General features: G+C 67.8%; 17 protein-coding genes. 5 read left to right on the forward strand and 12 right to left on the reverse strand.

Annotated features, from left to right (window positions below; genetic code table 11):
- Positions 1 to 9 precede the first annotated feature (9 nt).
- Positions 10 to 1968, forward strand: a complete 1959-nt coding sequence (locus BM150_RS01930; RefSeq protein ID WP_092922791.1) for an ArnT family glycosyltransferase — start codon at positions 10 to 12, stop codon at positions 1966 to 1968.
- Between the two features lie 78 nt (positions 1969 to 2046).
- Here the strand turns inward: BM150_RS01930 and BM150_RS01935 are convergent, their stop codons facing one another.
- The gene (locus tag BM150_RS01935) at positions 2047 to 4632 is read right to left on the reverse strand and encodes a bifunctional FO biosynthesis protein CofGH (protein ID WP_092923311.1); all 2586 of its coding nucleotides are present in this window, start codon (positions 4630 to 4632) and stop codon (positions 2047 to 2049) included.
- Positions 4633 to 4833: 201 nt separating this feature from the next.
- Here BM150_RS01935 and BM150_RS01940 point away from each other — a divergent pair, with 201 nt between their 5' ends.
- Positions 4834 to 6303 (forward strand): S8 family peptidase, encoded by a 1470-nt coding sequence (locus BM150_RS01940; protein ID WP_092922794.1) that lies wholly within the window; start codon positions 4834 to 4836, stop codon positions 6301 to 6303.
- 625 nt (positions 6304 to 6928) lie between these two features.
- On the opposite strand, the gene BM150_RS01945 is transcribed toward BM150_RS01940, so the two are convergent.
- On the reverse strand, positions 6929 to 7846 hold the full coding sequence (locus BM150_RS01945) for a 1,4-dihydroxy-2-naphthoyl-CoA synthase (RefSeq protein ID WP_092923314.1): 918 nt from the start codon (positions 7844 to 7846) through the stop codon (positions 6929 to 6931).
- Between the two features lie 209 nt (positions 7847 to 8055).
- Between BM150_RS01945 and BM150_RS01950 the strand changes: the two genes are divergently transcribed.
- The gene (locus BM150_RS01950) at positions 8056 to 8850 is read left to right on the forward strand and encodes an alpha/beta fold hydrolase (RefSeq protein ID WP_092922797.1); all 795 of its coding nucleotides are present in this window, start codon (positions 8056 to 8058) and stop codon (positions 8848 to 8850) included.
- Positions 8851 to 8854: 4 nt separating this feature from the next.
- Here BM150_RS01950 and BM150_RS01955 read toward each other — a convergent pair whose 3' ends face one another.
- The 3 genes from BM150_RS01955 to BM150_RS01965 form a co-directional block, all read right to left on the reverse strand.
- Positions 8855 to 9634, reverse strand: coding sequence for a helix-turn-helix domain-containing protein (locus BM150_RS01955; protein ID WP_092922800.1), 780 nt, complete (start codon positions 9632 to 9634; stop codon positions 8855 to 8857).
- Between the two features lie 520 nt (positions 9635 to 10154).
- The gene (locus BM150_RS01960) at positions 10155 to 10346 is read right to left on the reverse strand and encodes a hypothetical protein (protein ID WP_092922803.1); all 192 of its coding nucleotides are present in this window, start codon (positions 10344 to 10346) and stop codon (positions 10155 to 10157) included.
- A gap of 45 nt (positions 10347 to 10391) precedes the next feature.
- Positions 10392 to 11189 carry an exodeoxyribonuclease III gene (locus BM150_RS01965; RefSeq protein WP_092923316.1) on the reverse strand — a complete coding sequence of 266 codons (798 nt, stop codon included), beginning with the start codon at positions 11187 to 11189 and terminating at the stop codon, positions 10392 to 10394.
- A gap of 233 nt (positions 11190 to 11422) precedes the next feature.
- Here BM150_RS01965 and BM150_RS01970 point away from each other — a divergent pair, with 233 nt between their 5' ends.
- Complete coding sequence (locus tag BM150_RS01970) at positions 11423 to 13072, forward strand: adenosine deaminase family protein (protein ID WP_092922806.1); 1650 nt, start codon at positions 11423 to 11425, stop codon at positions 13070 to 13072.
- A 176-nt stretch (positions 13073 to 13248) separates the two neighbouring features.
- Here BM150_RS01970 and BM150_RS01975 read toward each other — a convergent pair whose 3' ends face one another.
- On the reverse strand, positions 13249 to 15393 hold the full coding sequence (locus tag BM150_RS01975) for an MMPL family transporter (RefSeq protein WP_092922809.1): 2145 nt from the start codon (positions 15391 to 15393) through the stop codon (positions 13249 to 13251).
- A gap of 128 nt (positions 15394 to 15521) precedes the next feature.
- On the opposite strand from BM150_RS01975, the gene BM150_RS01980 reads away from it, so the two are divergent.
- Positions 15522 to 16049: a MarR family winged helix-turn-helix transcriptional regulator gene (locus tag BM150_RS01980; RefSeq protein WP_092922812.1), complete on the forward strand. Its 528-nt coding sequence runs from the start codon at positions 15522 to 15524 to the stop codon at positions 16047 to 16049.
- Positions 16050 to 16100: 51 nt separating this feature from the next.
- Here BM150_RS01980 and BM150_RS01985 read toward each other — a convergent pair whose 3' ends face one another.
- The 6 genes from BM150_RS01985 to BM150_RS02010 form a co-directional block, all read right to left on the reverse strand.
- A complete protein-coding gene (locus tag BM150_RS01985) occupies positions 16101 to 16553 on the reverse strand; it encodes a hypothetical protein (RefSeq protein WP_092922815.1) in 453 nt (150 codons plus the stop codon).
- 31 nt (positions 16554 to 16584) lie between these two features.
- The gene (locus BM150_RS01990) at positions 16585 to 17283 is read right to left on the reverse strand and encodes a WXG100 family type VII secretion target (protein ID WP_092922818.1); all 699 of its coding nucleotides are present in this window, start codon (positions 17281 to 17283) and stop codon (positions 16585 to 16587) included.
- Between the two features lie 31 nt (positions 17284 to 17314).
- Positions 17315 to 17644, reverse strand: a complete 330-nt coding sequence (locus BM150_RS01995; RefSeq protein ID WP_092625317.1) for a hypothetical protein — start codon at positions 17642 to 17644, stop codon at positions 17315 to 17317.
- Between the two features lie 123 nt (positions 17645 to 17767).
- The gene (locus BM150_RS02000) at positions 17768 to 18022 is read right to left on the reverse strand and encodes a hypothetical protein (RefSeq protein ID WP_092922821.1); all 255 of its coding nucleotides are present in this window, start codon (positions 18020 to 18022) and stop codon (positions 17768 to 17770) included.
- Positions 18023 to 18154: 132 nt separating this feature from the next.
- Positions 18155 to 18691: a DUF488 domain-containing protein gene (locus BM150_RS02005; protein ID WP_092922824.1), complete on the reverse strand. Its 537-nt coding sequence runs from the start codon at positions 18689 to 18691 to the stop codon at positions 18155 to 18157.
- A gap of 276 nt (positions 18692 to 18967) precedes the next feature.
- Positions 18968 to 20107, reverse strand: coding sequence for an NHL repeat-containing protein (locus BM150_RS02010; protein WP_217641301.1), 1140 nt, complete (start codon positions 20105 to 20107; stop codon positions 18968 to 18970).
- Positions 20108 to 20119: the final 12 nt, after the last annotated feature.

The following is a 20119-nucleotide window of genomic DNA, read 5'->3' on the forward strand; positions in this document are numbered from 1 at the left end:
TCGATCACGATGGACACACTCCTGGCAGGGCGACAGCCGAGCCCGTCCCCGACCGAACCGACCCGGCTTTCACGCCCGTGGCGAGCACTTCGCGGCCGTTCGTCCGACCCGGCATGGGTACGCCCGGCACTGCTGCTCCTGCTCGCGGCGGCGACACTGCTCTACTCGTGGGGACTGGGCTCCTCGGACTGGGCCAACGGGTTCTACTCGGCCGCGGTGCAGGCGGGCACCCAGAGCTGGCAGGCGTGGCTGTTCGGCTCCAGCGACGCGGCCAACGCGATCACCGTGGACAAACCGCCCGCCGCGCTGTGGCCGATGGTGCTCTCCGCCCGGATCTTCGGACTGAATCCGTGGAGCATCCTGCTGCCGCAGGCATTGGCCGGGGTACTGACGGTGGGACTGCTCTACGCCACGGTGCGCCGTTGCGCGGGCCCGACAGCGGGGTTGATAGCCGGTGCGGTGCAGCTGCTCACCCCGGTCGCGGTGTTGATGTTCCGCTTCAACAACCCCGACGCGTTGTTGGTGCTGTTGCTGGTGGCCGCGGCGTACTGCGTGGTGCGCGCCACCGAACGGGCGAGCCCGTGCTGGCTCTCCCTCGCCGGAGTCGCCATCGGATTCGGCTTCCTGACCAAGATGCTGCAGGCGTTCGTGGTACTGCCGGTGTTCGCGGCCGTGTACCTGCTGGCGGCACCGACCGCGTGGTGGAAGCGGCTCTCGCACCTGGCGACGGCGGGACTGAGCGTGCTGGTCTCGGCGGGTTGGTACATCGCGCTCGTGGAGTTCTGGCCCAGTTCGAAGCGCCCCTACATCGGAGGGTCGCAGCACGACAGCCTGTGGGAACTGACCGTCGGTTACAACGGACTGGGACGACTGACCGGTGAGGAGACCGGTGGGCTGGGCAACACGAATTCCGACATGGGCTGGAACCGGCTGCTGGGAGCGTCGATGGGCGACCAGATCGGCTGGCTGCTGCCCGCGGCACTGATCCTGCTGGCAGCCGGGCTCTGGATGACCCGACGGGCACCGCGCACCGACCCGACCAGGGCGAGTCTGCTGCTGTGGGGTGGCTGGCTGGTGCTGACCGGGGTGATCCTCAGCTATGCCAACGGCATCATCCACTCGTACTACACGGTGGCGCTGTCGCCCGCGATCGCTGCGCTCGTCGGAGTCGGCGGCACCATGCTCTGGCGCGATCGGGAGGATCCGAGAGCGCGGATCACGCTGGCAGGAACCGTGCTGATCACGGTGACGGTCGGCGCGCTGCTGCTGCGGGGTGACACCGAGCGGCACCAGTGGCTGGTCCCCGCGGTGATCTTCCTCGGAACGGCGACGGCCTGTCTGCTGCTGGTGGTGAGTCGGACCTCCCGCGCCGTGACACTGCCTGCCGTGGCCGCGGCGCTGGTGGTTTGCCTGACGCTGCCCACCGCCTACTCGGTCGCCACCGCGGCCACACCACACAGCGGAGCACTGCCCGCTGCCGGTTTCGGCGGTTCCGGCGGCTTCGGAGGCGGCGGGGGCGGCACACCGTTCGGCAACGGTGGCTTCGCAGGGGGCGGCAGCCCCGGTGGTGGCCCCGGCGGTGGTAGCGGCGCGTTCGGCATCAGCACGCCGGGTGACCAGCTGCGCGAGCTGCTGCTGGAGGACGCGGAGTCCTACACCTGGGTGGCCGCTACCACCCGCTCCAGCAACGCCGCCGGATACCAGCTGGCCACCCGCCGACCGGTGATGGCTATCGGTGGTTTCAACGGAACGGATCCGTACCCCACCCTCGCGAGGTTCCGGGAGCTGGTCGAGTCCGGACGGATCCACTACTACATCGCCGCCCCGATCCGCGGCGGCACGGCCGTTTTGAACAGGGCCTCCGACAGCGGCGCCACCGGGACGGCGGACCGGATCGGCCAGTGGGTGGAGCGGAACTACGAGGCGCGAACCGTCAACGGAACCACCGTCTACGACCTGAGCGATTGAGCGCGATCGGTCCGACGTGACCCCGTGGAACCGGGCCCGTCCACCACCACCGGAACGGGCGGGACCGGTTCGACCCGGTCAGCCGAGCGGTGAAACTCCCAGCGACATCACGGGAACGGGACCGTAATCGGTGCCGCGTTGCCGTGCCCGCCTCCCGGCGGCGGCGGAGACCTCGTCCAACTGCTCGATGGTTCGCTGGGAGCCGTGCTCGGAACCGGCCATCCTGCTGATGGTCTCCTCCATCAGCGTTCCGCCGAGGTCGTTCGCGCCGCCGCGCAGCACCTCGACCGTGCCCTCGTCACCCAGCTTGACCCAGGAGCACTGCACGTTGTCCACCCTGCCGTGCAGCGCCAGCCGTGCCATCGCGTGCACCGCACGGTTGTCCCTGCGGGTGGGGCCGGGGCGTGCCAGCCCCGCGAGATAGATGGGCGCGTTGCGGTGCACGAAGGGCAGCGCGACGAACTCGGTGAACCCGGCCGCGCCGTTCTCGCGCGCGGTGTCCTGCACACCGGCCAGCGTGCGCAGATGCCCCAACCAGTGCTCCGGGGTGTCCACGTGGCCGTACATCATGGTCGACGAGGAACGGATTCCCAGCCGGTGGGCGGTGCTGACCACGTCGATCCACTCGGCGGCGGGCAGCTTGCCCTTGGTCAGTATCCAGCGGACGTCGTCGTCGAGTATCTCGGCCGCGGTGCCGGGGATGGTGTCCAGCCCGGCATCGCGCAGCTCGGTCAGCCACTCCGCGACGCTCACGCCCGCCTTGGAAGCGGCGCTGACTATCTCCATCGGACTGAAGGCGTGCACGTGCATGTCGGGGACCCGGTTCTTGACCGCACGCACCAGGTCCGCGTACGCCCCGACCGGCAGTCGGGGATCGATACCTCCCTGCATGCAGACCTCGGTGGCACCGGCACGGCGGGCCTCCTCCGCTCGGTCAGCGACGTCCTCGGGCGAGAGCCGGAACGCGTCCGCATCGCGTTCCCGCTGTGCGAAGGCGCAGAACCTGCATCCCACGTAGCAGACATTGGAAAAGTTGATGTTGCGGTTGACCACGTAGGTGACGTCCTGCCCGACCACGTCGGCACGCAACGCGTCGGCGAGTCGTGCCATCTCGTCGAGCGCGGCGCCGTCGCAGGTGAGCAGTGCCATCGCCGCGTCGGTGTTGCCCGGTTCCAGCAGTGCCGCCGGGTCGTGCTCGGCCAGTCGGAGTCCCGCCGCGACATCCGAGTCGAGCCGCTCCGGCTCCCTGGCGGCGGGCAGCCTCTCCCGCAGTTCCTCCCAGTCACCGTAGACACTGTCGAAGTCACTACGGCGGTCGGCGCTGCGTCCCTCGGTGTCGATAGCGCTGTTGAGATCGGTACGGCCGATGGATTCGAGACCGCCGTCCGGCTCCTGCCAGTCCCGACCGACCGGTTGCGCCTCCGGGTCGGCCATGCCCTCCGAATCGGCCAGCTCGGCGACGTGGGTGGCGATCCTGGGATCCAGCCAGGCGGTGCTGTCGCCGGCCAGACCGGCACGCACGTACTTCGGGTACGCGGTCAGCCGCTGCCGCAGCTCGAACCCGCCCGCCGCGGTCTGCTCCGCCAGTTCGTCCACCCTGGGCCAGGGCCGCTCCGGATTCACGTGATCCGGCGTCACGGGTGAGACACCGCCCCAGTCGTCGATCCCCGCGCGCAGCAGCAGGCCGTGCTCGTCCCCCACCAGGTTCGGTGGGGCCTGCACGCTCACCCCGGACGGCATGAGCAGCCGGGCGACGGCCACCGTCGCCGCGAGTTCGTGCAGATCCGCGTCCGGCATGCCGCGCATGGCCGTGTCCGGTTTGGCCCGGAAGTTCTGCACGATGACTTCCTGCAGATGACCGTACTGCCTGGCGCTGGCACGCAGTTCCAGCAGCGAATCGGCCCGTTCCGCGATCGTCTCACCGATTCCGATGAGGATTCCGCTGGTGAACGGCACGGCCACCCGGCCCGCGTCTGCGAGCACCCGGAGCCGTACCGAGGGTTCCTTGTCCGGACTGGCGTAATGCGGATTGCCGGGCCGGCTCCACAGTCGCTCCGATGTGGTCTCCAGCATCATGCCCATGCTGGGGGCCACCGGTTTCAGCCTGGTCAGCTCCGACCAGCCGAGCACGCCGGGGTTGAGGTGCGGCAGCAGACCGGTCTCCTCCAGCACCGCGATCGCGCAGGAGCGCAAGTAGTCGACCGTGGACGAGTAGCCGCGTTCGTGCAGCCAGTCGGCCGCGTCCTGCCAGCGCTCCTCGGGACGGTCACCGAGGGTGAACAGGGCCTCCTTGCAACCGGACTCGGCCCCTCGTCTGGCGATGTCGAGAACTTCCTCCCGTTCCAGGAAGGGCGCGGACACCTTGTGCGGCACCGTGGCGAAGGTGCAGTAGTGGCACCGGTCCCGACACAGTCGGGTAAGCGGAACGAAGACCTTGCGGCTGTAGCTGACGATGCCGAACCGTCCCTCTGCGCGCAGATGCGCGTCGCGGACCCTGCCCGCTGCTTCCATCAGTGCCCTGAGGTCCTCACCTCGAGCGTGCAGCAGCACTGCGGCCTCGGTGCTGTCCAGCGCCACCCCTTCGGTAGCTCTGCGCAGCGCACGACGCATCGCGGACGGGCTGGGGGCTGGTTCGGGCGGTGGCACTTCGAGATCGACCGACACGCCAACACCGTAACCGTCCGGCGAACACCGCCACACCGAGAACAACGGCGCGATGCGTCACAGTACCTACTCGCGGTGTAACTCGATTACTCCATAAAGGTCTATCCACTAGCCGTATCGGGGCGCAGACTCCCACATTCAGTAACCCTGTTCACCTGTTCGGGAGGCTCGGTGTCACCCAAACCTCTGAGACTCAAACCATTGCGGACTATCGGCTCCGCACTGGCCCTTACCCTGCTCGCGCCCGCGGTAGCCGCGGCCGGACCATCGGACTCCGCCGGCACCGGAGACCCTGCCCACTTCATCGTGGTCGGACCCCAGCACGGCGGTCTGGAACGCACCGCCGATTCGGTACGCGCTGCCGACGGTGAAGTCGTGCAGAGCTGGCCCGAGATCGGCGTACTGCTGGCCACCTCGCGCGATTCGCGGTTCGCCGAGGCCGTACGTGGTGATCCCGGCGTACGAGCCGCGGGGGCGAGCCGCAACCTCGCCGAACAGCTCCCCGAGAACAGCGGTGAGTCCGACTCGGAGACGCTGGAGAAGCGTCGGGGCACCCTCGCAGCCGACACCGCGTCCCGCTCGAGCGAGGACGGCGAGGAACCGCTCGCCGCCGAGCAGTGGGACATGCGGATGATCAACGCCGACGAGGCCCACGAGAACTCCGACAGCGGCAAGGGCGTGACCGTGGGCGTGCTCGACTCGGGCATCGACCCGGACCACCCGGACCTGGCGGCCAATCTGGACACCAGCCGGTCGGTGGGCTGCACCGAGAACGGCACACCGGACCGTTCCCGACAGGCCTGGGCGCCGACTACCAGCGGACACGGTACGCACGTCGCGGGTACGGTCGCCGCCGCGAACAACGGTGTGGGTATCTCCGGGGTCGCCCCGAACGCGACGCTGGTGTCGATCAAGGTCGTCAACGACGAGGGCTTCATCTACCCCGGCTCGGCGATCTGCGGGTTCATGTGGGCCGCCGAGCACGGCATCGACGTGACCAACAGCTCCTACTTCATCGACCCCTGGTACCTGTGGTGCCAGCGTGACCGCGACCAGGCGGCCGTCGCGGAGGCGGTTCGCCGCGCGGTGAACCACGCCAGGGGCAACGACGTGCTCAACGTCGTCGCGGCGGGCAACAGCAACTGGAACCTGTCGAAGCGGATCCACGACACCAACAGTCCCAACAACGGCGGCCCCACCGAGGATCGCTGGACGGGCAACGGGTGCCAGGTGCTGCCCGGTGAGCTGCCCGGCATGGTGACGGTTTCGGCCGTGGGACCGGAGTCGAGCAAGTCCTTCTACTCCAACTACGGCATCGGTTCGGTGGACGTGGCCGCACCGGGCGGCGACAGCAAACAGACCGCCGACACACCCTCCGGCAACGGCAGTGTGCTGTCCACGCTGCCGGAAGGCGAGTACGGCTTCTACCAGGGCACCTCGATGGCCTCGCCACACGTCGCCGGGGTCGCCGCCCTGATCCGGGCGGAGCACCCGAGGTGGGACGCGAGGATGGTCAACGCCGCCCTGCGCTGGCAGGCCGACACCGTGCCGTGCCCGAAGAGCTACGACACCGACGGTGACGGCGAGGACGACGCCAAGTGCCGCGGCGGCAGGACCGGGGCCGGTTTCTACGGTGCGGGCATCGTCGACGCGCTGCGGGCAGTGCGCTGACGAGCGGAGTTCGACCGAAAAAGAGCGCTCGCGGGGTCTTCTCGGACTTGCTTCCGGGAAGACCCCGTTCGCGTCCGGGCCCGCACCGACTTCCGAAGGGGCGACTCCCGAGGCGAGCTGTCGCCGCCCCTCCACCGAGGTCCGTCGCGGCGTTCGCGGCGCTTTCCCGGGGAGCCGAAGTTCACCGGCGGGTTCGTCGCGGGGGCGCAGCCGTCCGGAAACGGACACCGGTTCGGGCGCTCTTGTCCGGACAGATGCAGAAGTGCATCCCGCAAACGGGACATCTCGGGGGCGTGCGGTGTTGCGGCATACCGACCTCTCCTCACTGCGCTGCTCGAGTTCCGAGCCGCTCGACATCCACGTGTACCGCTCGTCGTCCGGCTTCCCGAGGACTTCGGCCACGGCTCACGAACGACCTTGATCAACGGTGCCACCGGCGGACGGAACGGATCGCTGCTCCGTTGGGACGCGGACGGTACGGCGGAGGTTGCACCGGCGGGGCGTGGTTACACGGACATGGGTTCGGACCGAGTCTCGGACGGGGATTCGGACGGGGCTCGGACCGTACCCCGGCGTCAATTTCTCGCGAAATCGCCGCGCCCACGGCCGCGGGACGAAGCAACGGTCAGTAGTACCAGGGGAACTCCGACCAGTCCGGGGTCCGCTTCTCCAGGAACGAGTCGCGCCCCTCGGCCGCCTCGTCGGTCATGTACGCGAGCCGGGTCGTCTCCCCCGCGAAGACCTGCTGGCCGACCAGTCCGTCGTCGATGGCGTTGAAGGCGTACTTGAGCATGCGCTGCGCGGTCGGGGACTTGCCGTTGATCTCGCGGGACCACTGCAACGCCGTCCGCTCCAGCTCACCGTGGGGAACCACCTCGTTGACCATCCCCATCCGGTGGGCCTGCTCGGCGTCGTAGGGACGGCCGAGGAAGAAGATCTCGCGTGCGAACTTCTGTCCCACCTGACGCGCCAGGTAGGCGGAACCGAACCCACCGTCGAAGCTGCCGACATCGGCGTCGGTCTGCTTGAACCGCGCGTGCTCGGCGCTGGCGAGCGTGAGATCGCAAACCACGTGCAGGCTGTGCCCGCCCCCGGCCGCCCAACCGGGAACCACCGCGACGACGACCTTGGGCATGAACCGGATCAGCCGCTGCACCTCCAGGATGTGCAACCTCCCCGCCCGGGCGGGGTCGACGGTCTCGGCGGTCTCCCCCTCGGCGTACCGGTAACCGGAGCGCCCCCGGATTCGCTGGTCACCGCCGGAGCAGAAGGCCCAACCACCGTCCTTGGGGGACGGACCGTTCCCCGTGAGCAACACACAACCGACGTCGCTGGTCATCCGGGCGTGGTCGAGCGCGCGGTATAACTCGTCGACTGTGTGCGGGCGGAAAGCGTTCCGTGACTCGGGGCGGTCGAACGCGATGCGGACGGTACCCTTTCCCGGGCCGTCCTCGACGCAGCGGTGGTAAGTGATGTCGGTGAAGTCGAAACCCGCCACAGGCTGCCACACGGCCGGATCGAACAGTTCGGAGATAGGCTGCATGTGTGTCGTCACGACCACGACGATAAGCCACCGCGTCCGTCAGGGGTCCTTCGGTCACTCATCGAGACCGTCCGATCACTTGTCGACCGCGAGTGCTCCCTCGTGGGAACCGGGACTTGCGCATCCACCAACGGAACTTCGTAGTATCGCAAAATCGGGCTGATCCCGGGCACCGGCCGGAGCGGAAGCACTTCGCGAAAGGAAAACGAATGCCACTGTCCCGCATCAACGGACACGACCTGTACTTTGCGGACACCGGGGGCGACGAACGTCCCGCCGTACTGCTGGGGCACGGCTTCTTCCTGGACCACACCATGTTCACCGCGCAGGCCGACGCTCTCGCCGCCCGCGGCTACCGCGTGGTGACCTGGGACGCGCGTGGTCACGGCGACAGCCCGGCCGGGGACGAGCCGTTCACCTACTGGGACATCGCACACGACCTGATCGGCCTGATGGACCACCTGGGCATCCAGGACGCGGTCGTCGGCGGCCTGTCGCAGGGTGGGTTCACCGCGCTGCGCACGGCACTGCTCGCACCGCACCGGGTCACCGGCCTCCTGCTGCTGGACACCGAGGCGCACCCACTGTCCGATGCGGATCACCGCGACTACACCGCCCTGTTCGGCGGACTGGCCGAGCAGGGCGCCGTGGACGAGCTGCTCGTTCCGCTGTCCCAGCAGATCATCGGGGACCACCCGCAAGCGGCCCACTGGCGGGAGCGCTGGAAAACCCGCCCGCTCCCCCTCGGCTCCCCCGTGCGTTGCCTGCTCGAGCGCGACGACATCACCGCGCGCGCCGGTGAGATCACGTCCCCCACACTGCTGCTACGCGGTTCGAAGGACGTCTCCATCCCTCGGGAACGTATGGAGTTCCTCGCGTCCGCCATCCCGCGGGCGAGTTCGCTGCACGAGGTGGAAGGGGCGGCCCACGCGCCACCCGTGACCCATCCCGAGGAAACCACGTCGCTGCTGCTGTCCTTCTTGGACTCCCTGGGGACTCGGTAACGCCCTAGCGTGCCGGAATTCCCAGGTAGAGCTGCATTTCCTGGCTCGGGTCCGGAATCGGGTAGACCTGTGCCAACAACTCGACCCGCCGCCCGCGATCGAGGTCGTGGACCAGGAAATGCGGCTTGTGACGCCCCAGGATCACCTCCTGCAGACCCCACATCCGCACGAACTCCGTCGATCGCGAGAGCATGTCCAGAACCTCGTCGAACACCGGGTTGCCGGGCCTGCGCGCCATGAGAGCACGTAACCAGGCCACCGTCAGCCGCGCCTCGTGCTCCCACTCGACCATGACAGCCTTGGACTCCGGCATGAAGAAGAACCAGGTCAACACGTTGCCGACCTCGGTGATACGCCGAAACACCCGGCGGTACTCCGTGTTGGAGTACAACACGTTCCAGCCCTCGTCGACGTAGGCGGCCAAACTCGGATGCAGCCCGTCGGCCGCCTCGCGCTGCACCGACGTCACTTCCTGTCGTCGCACGGGTTCCGCTTGGTCACCGCGCTGAACGCCGGCCAGGTCGTGGAGGTGCTGCCGTTCCACCGAGATGCTCCCGAGAGCATCGGCCAGGCGATCCACCACCGCAGCGGAGGGATTGTCCGCGTGGCCCTGTTCCAGCTTCTGGACGTACCCCACGCTGGCGCGCGCGGCCGTCGCCAACTCCGCCCGGTTCATCGCCGGGCGCGGTGTGCGGTAGGCCGGGTCGGGCGCGAACGCGGCCGGTGGAGCACCCGATCTCAGGTGGCGTAAATAGCTACCGAAACTCGGCGGTTCGATGATCACATCACGATTCTATGCCGAGACTCGCCGTGCACGGTGACAGATTGACTACCAAAAGTGACCGAAATGGGGAGCGTGCGGCGCGAGGCCGCTCCCGAACGGACCGCTCGACCTCCACGAGGCCCACCTCCGCGCCCTCCCGGCAGGACGGACACCCACTGTGGCCGGTATTACTCGCAAGGATATCCCCGACGGGGATATCCCCACTGGTCACAGTTGTCCGCCGGAGCCGCCACCGCCCAGAATCCAACACGTGGCAGGCGAACACGACATCCGGCGGAGCTCCGACCACCAGGAGGGCCGCCCAATGGGGTACTCGAACCGACCTTCGATCGGCGAGGTACACGGGGTCACGGGTGCCGCGGAAGACCTGCCCCTGGGGAAAGGTCTCGGCACCATGTCACTGTCGAGGCCGACGGCCGGGGAGTAACAGCTCCCCGGCCCTGGGGGATCCTTCGGCGCGGTTTCGGACGTGTTCACACCTCGGGAACGCATCCGCTGCTCGCGGGCACATCACCGTGCCCTACTGATCCAGGAGATGCCGCAGTGCCTTGTCCAACACGGGTAGCTTCTCGTTGAGAACCTGCCACACCAGAGCAGCGTCGAAGGAATCGTCGACGGCCGAGCCGAAAGGGTCGAGGCGACGTATCGCGAGCGTCGAGCACAACTCCCCGATCTGCTGTCGCTTCGCTTCGACCAGCTCGTGCACGGCCATCACTTCCCGACCGCATCATGCTCGCGTAGCTACGCACGGCACATCTCACATGTTGTAGCACACGGTAACCGGTGCGTGATCGCTCCAGCGCTTGTCATAGCTCGGAGCCCGCTCGACCCTCGCCTCCGATGCGCACTCCGCCAGCCGCTCGGTGGCGACGTGATAATCGATTCTCCAACCGGAGTCGTTGTCGAAGGCCTTGCCCCGGTACGACCACCAGGAATAGGGGCCGGGACCCTCCGGGAACCGGCGGCGCACCACGTCCGCGTACTCCGCCTCGTCGAACACCCTGCTCAGCCAGGTACGCTCCTCCGGCAGGAACCCCGCCGACTTGCGGTTGTTCTTCCAGTTCTTCAGGTCTATCTCCTGGTGCGCGATGTTCCAGTCACCGCAGACCAGTACTTCCTTGCCCCGCTGCCGCGCCCGGTCGCGCAACTGGTGCAGGTACGGCAGGAACTCCGCCATGAAGCGTTCCTTCTCGTCCTGCTTGGGTGTGCCCGCCTCCCCGCTCGGCAGGTACAGGCTGCCCACCACCAACCCGTCCAGCTCCGCCTCGGCGTAACGTCCGCTGCCGTCGAACTCCTCGGAGCCGAATCCGATTCTGGTGACCTCGGGTTCGGTACGGCTGTAGATGGCGACCCCGCTGCGTCCCTTGTCCGCGCTCGGCGCCAGCAGCGTGTGCCAGCCCTGTGGCGCACGCGCGGCCTCCGGAAGCTGGTCGTATTCCGCCCGCGTCTCCTGCATGCAGACCACGTCGGCGTCGGTGGCGGCCAGCCACTCGACGAAGCCCTTCTTGGCGGCGGCACGCAGGCCGTTGACATTCACCGTCGAGACAGTCAGCACGCGGCCGAGCATAACCACCGCCCGCTGCCGCGCTACCCCCGGCGGCCGTTCCGATTCGTCCGCACGGCCGGACCCGGTGCCGACGAACGGACAACTTTCGGGGGCTCGACTTTCCTCCCACCGGATGAAAATCCGTCCTCCGGACTGGTCGCGGAGATCATGATCGGGGATCGTCGGCGAGTCGTGTGTGTCCTGCACGGCCCAGAGAACGACTTCCCCAGGGAGAATCTTTGATGAAGCCGCTCGGTGGGAGCGCACGCTCCCGGACGGCAGGAAGACGCCGACGCGCCACCGGCGCGGGAGGCATCACGCTCGCGGTGCTGCTCACCGCCGCCTCGCTTCCGATGCTGGTGGCGCAACCGCGATCCGCCGAGGCGGAGACCACGCCGGGTGAGAAGGCCCCGGCGTGCGCCCCGTGGGACCGGGAGTGCCGGGTGAACCGGTACCTGGACCGGATACGCGACCGCCCGGAGAAGCTCGACGATTTCCTGCGCGGAATGCCGAAGGGAGGTGACCTGCACAACCACCTCTCCGGCTCGGTGTCCACCGAGTCGTTGATCCGCTACGCCGCCGAGGACGGACGCTGCATCGACGCCGAGACCATGCAGTCCTCCCTGGCCCCCTGCACCGAGGGACAACGTCCCGCCTCGGACGCGATGAGCGATCCGAAGTTCCGCGAGCGGGTGATCGAGACGTGGTCGATGGCCGGTTTCGAGCCCGGCGGCGAGGAGTCGGGGCACGACCACTTCTTCGCCACCTTCGGCAAGTTCTGGGCGGCCACCGAGGGACGCGACGGCGACATGCTCGCCGAGGTGGCGGGTGACCTCGCCGAGCAGAACCAGTTCTACCTCGAAACACTGCTGTCCAGGCAGTCCGAGGCCCGCGGGAAGCTCGTGGAGCGCGTCGGTTTCGACCCGAGCTCCGAACGGGATTTCCGGCGGCTGCGCACAACGCTGCTCCGCGAGGGCATGGCGGAGGTCGAACGCGCCGCGCGGCGTGCGACGGATCGGGACTTCGCGCGCTACCGCGAGCTGTTGAACTGCGGCACCCCGAGCGCCCGGCCCGGATGCGATGTGGAGATCCGGCTGGACTACCAGGTGGCGCGGGCGAACTCCCCCGCGAGCGTGTTCACGCAGTTGCTGCTCGGGTTCGAGCTGGCGCAGAGCGATCCGCGATTCGTGGGCGTCAACATGGTCCAGCCCGAGGACCACGAGATCTCGCTGCGGGACTACACCCTGCACATGCGGATGATCGACTATCTGAGCGGGCAGTACCCCGGAGTGTCGGTCACGCTGCACGCCGGTGAGCTCGTTCCGGGGCTGGTCAAGCCCGAGGAACTGACCTACCACATCGACCAGGCCGTGCGGATCGCCGGAGCCGACCGGATCGGCCACGGGATCGACCTGGTGCACGAGGACGACTGGCGGGCGCTGGCCGATCACATGGCCGCACGCGACATCGCGGTCGAGGTGCCGCTGACCAGCAACTGCCAGATACTGCGGGTCTGCGGCCCGGAGGAGCACCCGCTGCCCGAGTACATGGCGCACGATGTTCCCTTCGCACTGGCCACCGACGACCCCGGTGTCTCCCGCAGCGACATCACCGCCCAGTACCAGCGGGCCGCCACGGACTTCGGGCTGAGCTACTCGCAGCTCAAGGCCAGTGCCCGGACCTCGCTGGAACAGGCTTTCGTGCAGGGGGAGAGTCTGTGGGCGGCGCCCGAGTCCCGGCGGATGAAACCGGCGTGCGCCTCGGACACACCGGGCTTCGGCGAGCCGGACGCGGCGTGTGCCGAACTGCTGTCGAACAGCGCGAAGGCGAGGTCGCAGTGGCGGCAGGAGGCCGCGTTCCAGGCGTTCGAGACCTACTACGCGTACAAGTAAGTGACAGTCCCGCGATGAGCAGCACTTCGTCGACCCGGTTCTCCGTCGCGCTCGCTCGGCGGAACCTCTCGCGGGCTCCCGCTCCGACGAAGCCCGACATGGAATAAGTGGCTCCGGTGGCGACCGCCGTCGGTGTTGAGTCCGCTGTGGACCAACCACGGCGGCGGTCGCCGCTCTCACCTGTCCGTGCCCGTCGTCTGTCGGTCCCGGCGCCCCAAGCGAGCGGGCCACCAAATGGTTCTGCCGATGTCCAGGGACAGCGCGGGTACCAGCAGCGAACGTACGACCAGCGTGTCCAGCAGCACCCCGAACGCCACGATGAACGCGAGCTGGGCGAGGAACAGGATCGGCAGCACCGCCAGCGCCGCGAACGTGGCCGCCAGCACCACTCCGGCAGAGGTGATCACACCACCGGTGACCGACAGCGCACGCAGCACACCGGTCCGGTTGTCCGAGCGACTTACTTCTTCCCGCGCTCGGGTCATCAGGAAGATGTTGTAGTCGATCCCCAGGGCGACCAGGAACACGAAGCCGTACAGCGGGACGACCGGGTCCGCGCCCGGCATGTCGAAGACGTGGTTGAACACGAGCGCGGACACGCCCATCGTCGCGGCGAAGGAGAGCACCACGGTGGCGAGCAGCACCAGTGGGGCGACCAGGGCGCGCAACAGCAGCGCCAGCACCACGAGGATGACCAGCAGCACGATCGGAATGATCAAGGAGCGGTCGCGCTCGGCGGTCAGCCGGGTGTCGAGCTGGATCGCGCTCGTTCCGCCTACCAGCGCGTCGGCACCCGCGACGGGGTGCACCGAGTCGCGGATCCGCCGCACCGTGTCGAGGGCCGCCTCCGAGTCGGCGGGATCGGTGAGCACGGCTTCGACGAGTACCCGCCCGTCGACCACCTTGGGTGTGCCCGCCGCTGTCCTGGTGACCGAGACTTCGGCCACCCCGGGAACGTCAGCGGCTCGCGTCACGCGTTCGGTGCTGTCGGCGTCGGCGATGATCACGGTGGGGGATCCCGACCCGGCGGGGAAGTGCTCGGCGAGCACCTCCTGACCGGCGACCGATTCGACCGGTGTCAGGAAGACGTCCGACTGCGCGGTGCCGTCGGCCCGCAGCTGCGGCAGTCCGAGCGTGCCGACGAGCAGCACCACCGTGGTCCCGATCCAGATCGCCCGGGGAGTCCTGCCCACCAGGGAGCTGATCCGCTCCCAGAACGCCGCGCGACGCGGTTCGGACTCCACCGCCGCGTCGTCCTGCCCTGCGGTTTCCCGTGTGGGTGGGAAGGGCCAGAAGGCGACGCGGCCGGACAACGCGAGCACGGCGGGCAGGAAGGTGATCGAGGCCAGCAGCGCGGCGGCGATGCCGATGGCCGCCACTGGGCCGAGGCTCTTGTTGGAGTTCAGGTCGCTGAACAGCAGGCACAGCAGGCCCAGGATGACCGTGCCCGCGGAGGCGAGGATCGGCTCCAAGGTGGCGCGCCAGGAGCGCATGACGGCCCGGTACTTGTCGGGGGTCGCGCGTAGTTCCTCCCTGAACCGCGCGACGAACAGCAGGGCGTAGTCCGTGGCGGCGCCGACCACCAGGATGAACAGGATTCCCTGGCTCTGACCGTTGAGGGTGAGGACGTCGCCCGCTGCCAGGAGGTAAACGGCGAGGCTGGCGACGCCGAGCGCGAAAACCGCGCTGAGCAGTACCAGTACCGGCAGCAGCGGACTGCGGTAGACCAGGATCAGGATCAGGAGAACCACCCCACCGGCGACGAGCAGCAGCAGCCCGTCGACTCCGCTGAACGCCTCGGCCAGATCGGCCGACTGCGCGGCGGGGCCGCTGACCAGGGTGGTCAGCCCGGCGGGTGAGCGTTCCAGGAGGGCACGCATCTCCGAGACCGCGTTCGCCGGTTCGGCACCGGAGTCGATCGAGACGATCACCTGCACCGCCTGGTCGTCCTGTGGCGACGGGATCGGGGGTGAGACGCGCTCGACTCCTTCGATCGACGCGATCCGCTCGGAGATCCCGGTCAGGTACTGGCGGTCGGAACCGGTGATTCCCCGGACGCGCTCGGCCACGACGAAGGCGGGTATGCGCTGTCCACCGGAGAACTGCCGCTGCAGCTCGTTGACCTTGGTGGCCTCGGCGGAGGCGGGCAGGAAGGTGGAGCTGTCGTTCTCGGAGACCTCGGCCAGCTTGCCCGCGAACGGCCCGCCGATGCCGCCCAGAGCCAGCCAGGCGATCACCAGCAGCGCGGGGACCAGCCATCGCAACCGCCGCGCCTTCGGGGGATGCTGGTCCTCGTCGGAGGAGTGACCGGTGGAGATCATGGGGATCCTAGTCGTCGTCGAGGGTTCGTGGGGAAGCACGAGCCCCGCGGAGCATTACTAGCACCATAGAATAATTCGATTGTCGAACTACTGCGACGGCAGGGGCGACACGGAACGAAGGAGAAGCGATGACCTCGGCGAACGACCAGGACAGCGAGGCCCCGGCGGGAACGGACGAAACCGGCACCACCACCGGTTACGAGGGCAACGTGGTGCTGGGCAAGCTGCTACGACAGCTCAACGTCGAGCTCGACCGGTTCAACGTGCTGTTCGGCGATGCCCACGGTCTGCACCAAACCGACCTGAACGCGCTCGTCACGATCCTCGACGCGGCCAACCGGCAGGAACCGATGACACCGAGCAGGCTCGCGGCCACCCTCGACATGAGCGTTTCGGCCACCACGGCACTGCTGGAGCGGCTGGAGTCACTCGGCCACATCACCAGGGAGCGCAGCAAGGTCGACCGGCGCAGGGTGGACCTGGACATCCACGACACCGCCAGGCAGGTCGGTGGTGAGTTCTACCGGCCGCTGCTGCGGGAGCTCGGGGGCGCCTGGGACGGGTTCAGCGCCGAACAGCGGGAAACGATCAGGCAGTTCCTCCTCGCCACGATCGATGCCACGGAACGTGCGCGCGAGACGTTCTCACCGCGGTGAGGAGGCGGAGCGAGCGAAGCGGAACTCGTACCGCTGCTCGCTCGGGGTCTCCTACCAGCGATCGTCGCGCAGGAAACTCTGATTCTCGAAGTATTCGTCGTCGGAGATCGGCTCCTCGGCCGGAGATTTCTCAGCAGGGGTTTCCTGCGGCAGATAACGCTCGACGGGTTCTCCCTCGACCGCCGCACGCAGCAGGCGACCGCCTTCCTCGAAGGAAGCGTAGTAGGCTTCCGTCCATTCGGGATCGCACTCACCGCGTTTGATCTCGCCCCACGTAACCTCCCCCCGGTCCACCATGAGCTGGAGTCGACGCAACTCCGCCCCTGCCTGCCCGGAGCGGTAGTACTCGGTGATCTCCTCGTTCTGCCGTTCGGTCAGGGGCGGATAGTTCTCGCGCGCCTCCCGCAGGGAGCTCTCGTGTTCCTGCCTCATCCGCTCGAACTCGGCGGCGCCCTGTTGATAGCGGTCTTCGACCGCGCGCAGCCGCTCCGAAAAACTGCTCACCTTCGACCCTTTCCGGAGAGTTACGAACTAACTAGGAAGACGGTGCCACGTACCCCGAGTCCGGAAGCTCCACATTCACTACCGGAGTTTTGTCGTCGGCGATCTCCTGGACCGACTGGAAGAACTCGTTGGCGTATTTCACCAGGTTGATGAAAGCCGTCACCACTTTGCGGACGTCATTGATCAGTTTGACCGTGTCCCAAACCGCCTTGATGGCTTTGCCCTGCCCGTAGACCGGTATGGAGAACGAGGAAAGCGCCGCAGTGACGATACTCGCCACCGTCAAGATAGTCTGAATGACCATGTCAACGGTCTGCTGGGCGTTCTCGGCCAGGTCGATCAGTTTGTCCCGGATCGCGATACAGGCGTCGTGGTTCTGCTCGAACGCGGAATTCCACTGCCCCATGTGATTCTCGAAGGCCGTGGCCGCGCTTCCCTCCCAGAACGGTCCGAGCGCACCCAATCCGGATTCGAGGTTCTCCTTGAGATCGAGGTTCGCCTTCGCGAGATTCTCCCAGGTGTCGCGAAGGCTCAGCAGTTGCCCCCAGTTGCCGCCAACCCATTCGAGCAATTCCTGGGCCGGGCTCCAGCCGACGATGGTTTGGAAAGCGGAGTCGATCTCCCCGATCGCACCCAATGCTTCCTGCGCCGCGGCGCGAACCTCGGCCCCGTAGTCTCCCGGGGTGGTTAATCTCCTCGTAGGATCGACCACATCGGCGTATCCGGACATGATTTCCTCCCCAGTTCCGATCGAAAGAACTTCAGCCGTTCTCGAAGGAGCCGCCTCGGTAGCTCCGATCGAGGGTGGCCGAAGCCGAATCGTCGTGCGAACGGTACACCCGCTCCGACTCCTGCAGCGCACCACCGGTTCGCTTCAGACCACTGGCCATCTTTTCCAGAATTCCCAGCTGCCAGGCGACGAGCGGTTGGTACCCCTCGGCGATACCCGACAGAAGTCCCTGCATTTCCGATGTGTCGGAGCCGGGACCCGCCATGTAGCCACGGGCGGATTCCACGTGCCCCGCGTTCCTTTCCAACTGTTCCGCGTAACCCGTTAGGGCCGACAACTCCACCCGGAACTTTTCACTCATTGGGTTCACCCCCCCTCACGAGACGGCTGCGCTGAACCGACGTTTCCCGAGGGCGCGAAGCGGCGGCGAACAAACGGCGCACACCGATCGTCCCACCACGCTCCACCCGACGGGCCGATCGGACTACGGAGTGACGAGCACATAGGCACCCAACGGCAGTAAGAACACGGCGAGCACCGAGAGTGGAATCCCGATCGCCCGCTTCGGCCACACCGCCAGCACCGCCAACACCGCAGCCAGCAGGAACACTCCGGCCGCGAGGAGAGTCCGCCCGGAAAACGTCCCGAAAACGATCACCGCGACGGCGACCACCGAACCGACGATCCCGGTGAGTACCGCCCAGTCACGCCGCGAGGTCGGTATGATCAACCAATCCAAGAACCCTCTCCCAGCACTCGTTTTCCGGTTCGGCGCACTCTAGCACTCATCGCACCGCAGAAACCGGAGAACGCGAATACCGGAGGAAACCGATCCGGGAGGACGAATGAGAAGTTCGTCCCGGAACTGCGCTCAGAAACGCAGCTGCCCGCCGTCGTAGACCAGCAGACCGTCCTCCCGCGGCCGCACACCGTCCATCGTGTGATGCTCGCGCGGACCGCCGTCGTGCATCAGGTGCACGACCTCGACACCGCGAACCAGCGTCGCGTAATCGGCGATCATGCGGCGATGGCAGCGCCACCACACGCTCTCGGAACACATCACGGCCGTCCGGCGATCAGCGGCTTCCGAGAGCAGCTCCTCGACCGCCTCGCCGAATTCCTCGGTACGCATGTGCGCGGCGTAGGCGCGGAACCCCTCGTTCCTGCAGGCCGTGTCCGGTGATTCGGCGGGCAGCTTGCGGAACCCGCCGAGCCGCTTGTCCCAGCGATAGTCCACTGCTGCCTCGGGCAGCCACTCCCGGAGCTCGGAGTGGTTGAAATCGGGATTGTGCCTGCTGCCCGGAGCGGTGCGCACGTCCACCACGGCCTCGATCCCGGCCCCGTGCAGCAGCGGGACGAACCCGGCACGGGTGCTGGTGCCGTGCCCGACCGTGATCAACCGCGTCATTCCCCGAAACCGCCAGTACTTCGCCGAGTCCGAACACTTCTGTCGGACATGCTCTCCGATACTTCTCGGCGCGGCAGCGCCGAACCGCCACGCACGCGGTCGGCGCCACCGCGGACTCCCCGTGCGAGGGGCTCCGCTGAGTAACCATCCCGGCGATCCGAGCGGGAAAGTCGGATCACTCCTGTTCGGGGCTACCCAGCCGCCCGGCCCGAACCGCTGCCACCACGCCACCGTCCACGAGCAGGTCGGTGCCGCTGCCGACCAGCGCTTCCCCGCTCACCACTCACCCGTTCCCGCGGCGTCGATCTTCAGTAGCCACACGCTTCCTTCGCCGTTGGCGGCCAGCAGCAACGAGCCGTCGTCCCCGGCGACCGCCAGATCGACGAACGAACTCGGACGGCCACTGCCGTCCGGTTCACCGTTCGAGCCGGTGCCACTCACGCCGGGAAGCGTCTCCACGGCCAGCTCGCCTACCGCGACCGTGCTCGTGCCGGTAGCGGGACCGAACCGCCGCAGCCTGCGGTGTTCGACCTCGACCACGAACAGTTCGTCGCCGCTGACGGCGATCCCCTGCGGCGCGCCGAGCCCGTCCAGCACGACCACCGGCTCCTCGTCCAGGCGCAGTACTCGCCCCAGCCGGTCGTCACTGACGTAGCAGCGCCCGTGGTGGTCCAGCGTCACGCCGACCGGATGTTCCAGCCCTTCGGCGAGCACCGTGACCGAATCGGTTTCGTCGACGGCCAGCACCTGTCCCTTCTCCGGGGCCGCGAGCACGACGCGCCCGCTCGAGTCGGCAGCGATTCCGGCGAGCTCACCGAGGCCAGCGGCACGTCCACGGGAGACTCCCCGCACGGGGTCGTACGCGTAAAGCCCACCGCTGATGTCGACGAGCTGCAGCACATCGCCGGTGGCGACCACGTTCCGCGGCAACCCGGGAAGCGTTCCACCCACCACGTCCACCTGGTCGATCCCATCGGACTCCGACACGCTCGACAGTCCGAAGTGGTCGGCCGCGTAGACCCTGCCGGCGGGGTCGACCGTGATGCCGAACGGCCCGTTCAGTCCCGGCGGCAGGACCGTACGGGTGCGGCCTCGCTCACCGAGCTCGGTGATGCTTCCCCGGACGAAGCTGGACACGAACATGCGGTCGGCCCCGTCGAACGCGGCGTTGTCCAGGCCGGGAACACCGGTGACCGTGCTCGAAGTCCCACCCGTTTCCGGATGGACGTGCGTGATCGTTCCCGCAGCGTCGCAGGAGAGCACGAACAGCTCCCCCGCCCGGTCGAAGCGCACGGCGACCGGGATGGGCACCCCGCTCACGACGAGCTCGGGCTCGCCTCCCTCGGGGGAGATCCGCAGCACCTCGTCGGTCATCATGTGCGGGTAGTACAACCGACCGTCGGGGCCGAACCGCATCGCGTTGCCGTA

Origin of the sequence: Actinopolyspora alba (genome assembly GCF_900112765.1) — a bacterium.
Classification (GTDB): Bacteria; Actinomycetota; Actinomycetes; order Mycobacteriales; family Pseudonocardiaceae; genus Actinopolyspora; species Actinopolyspora alba.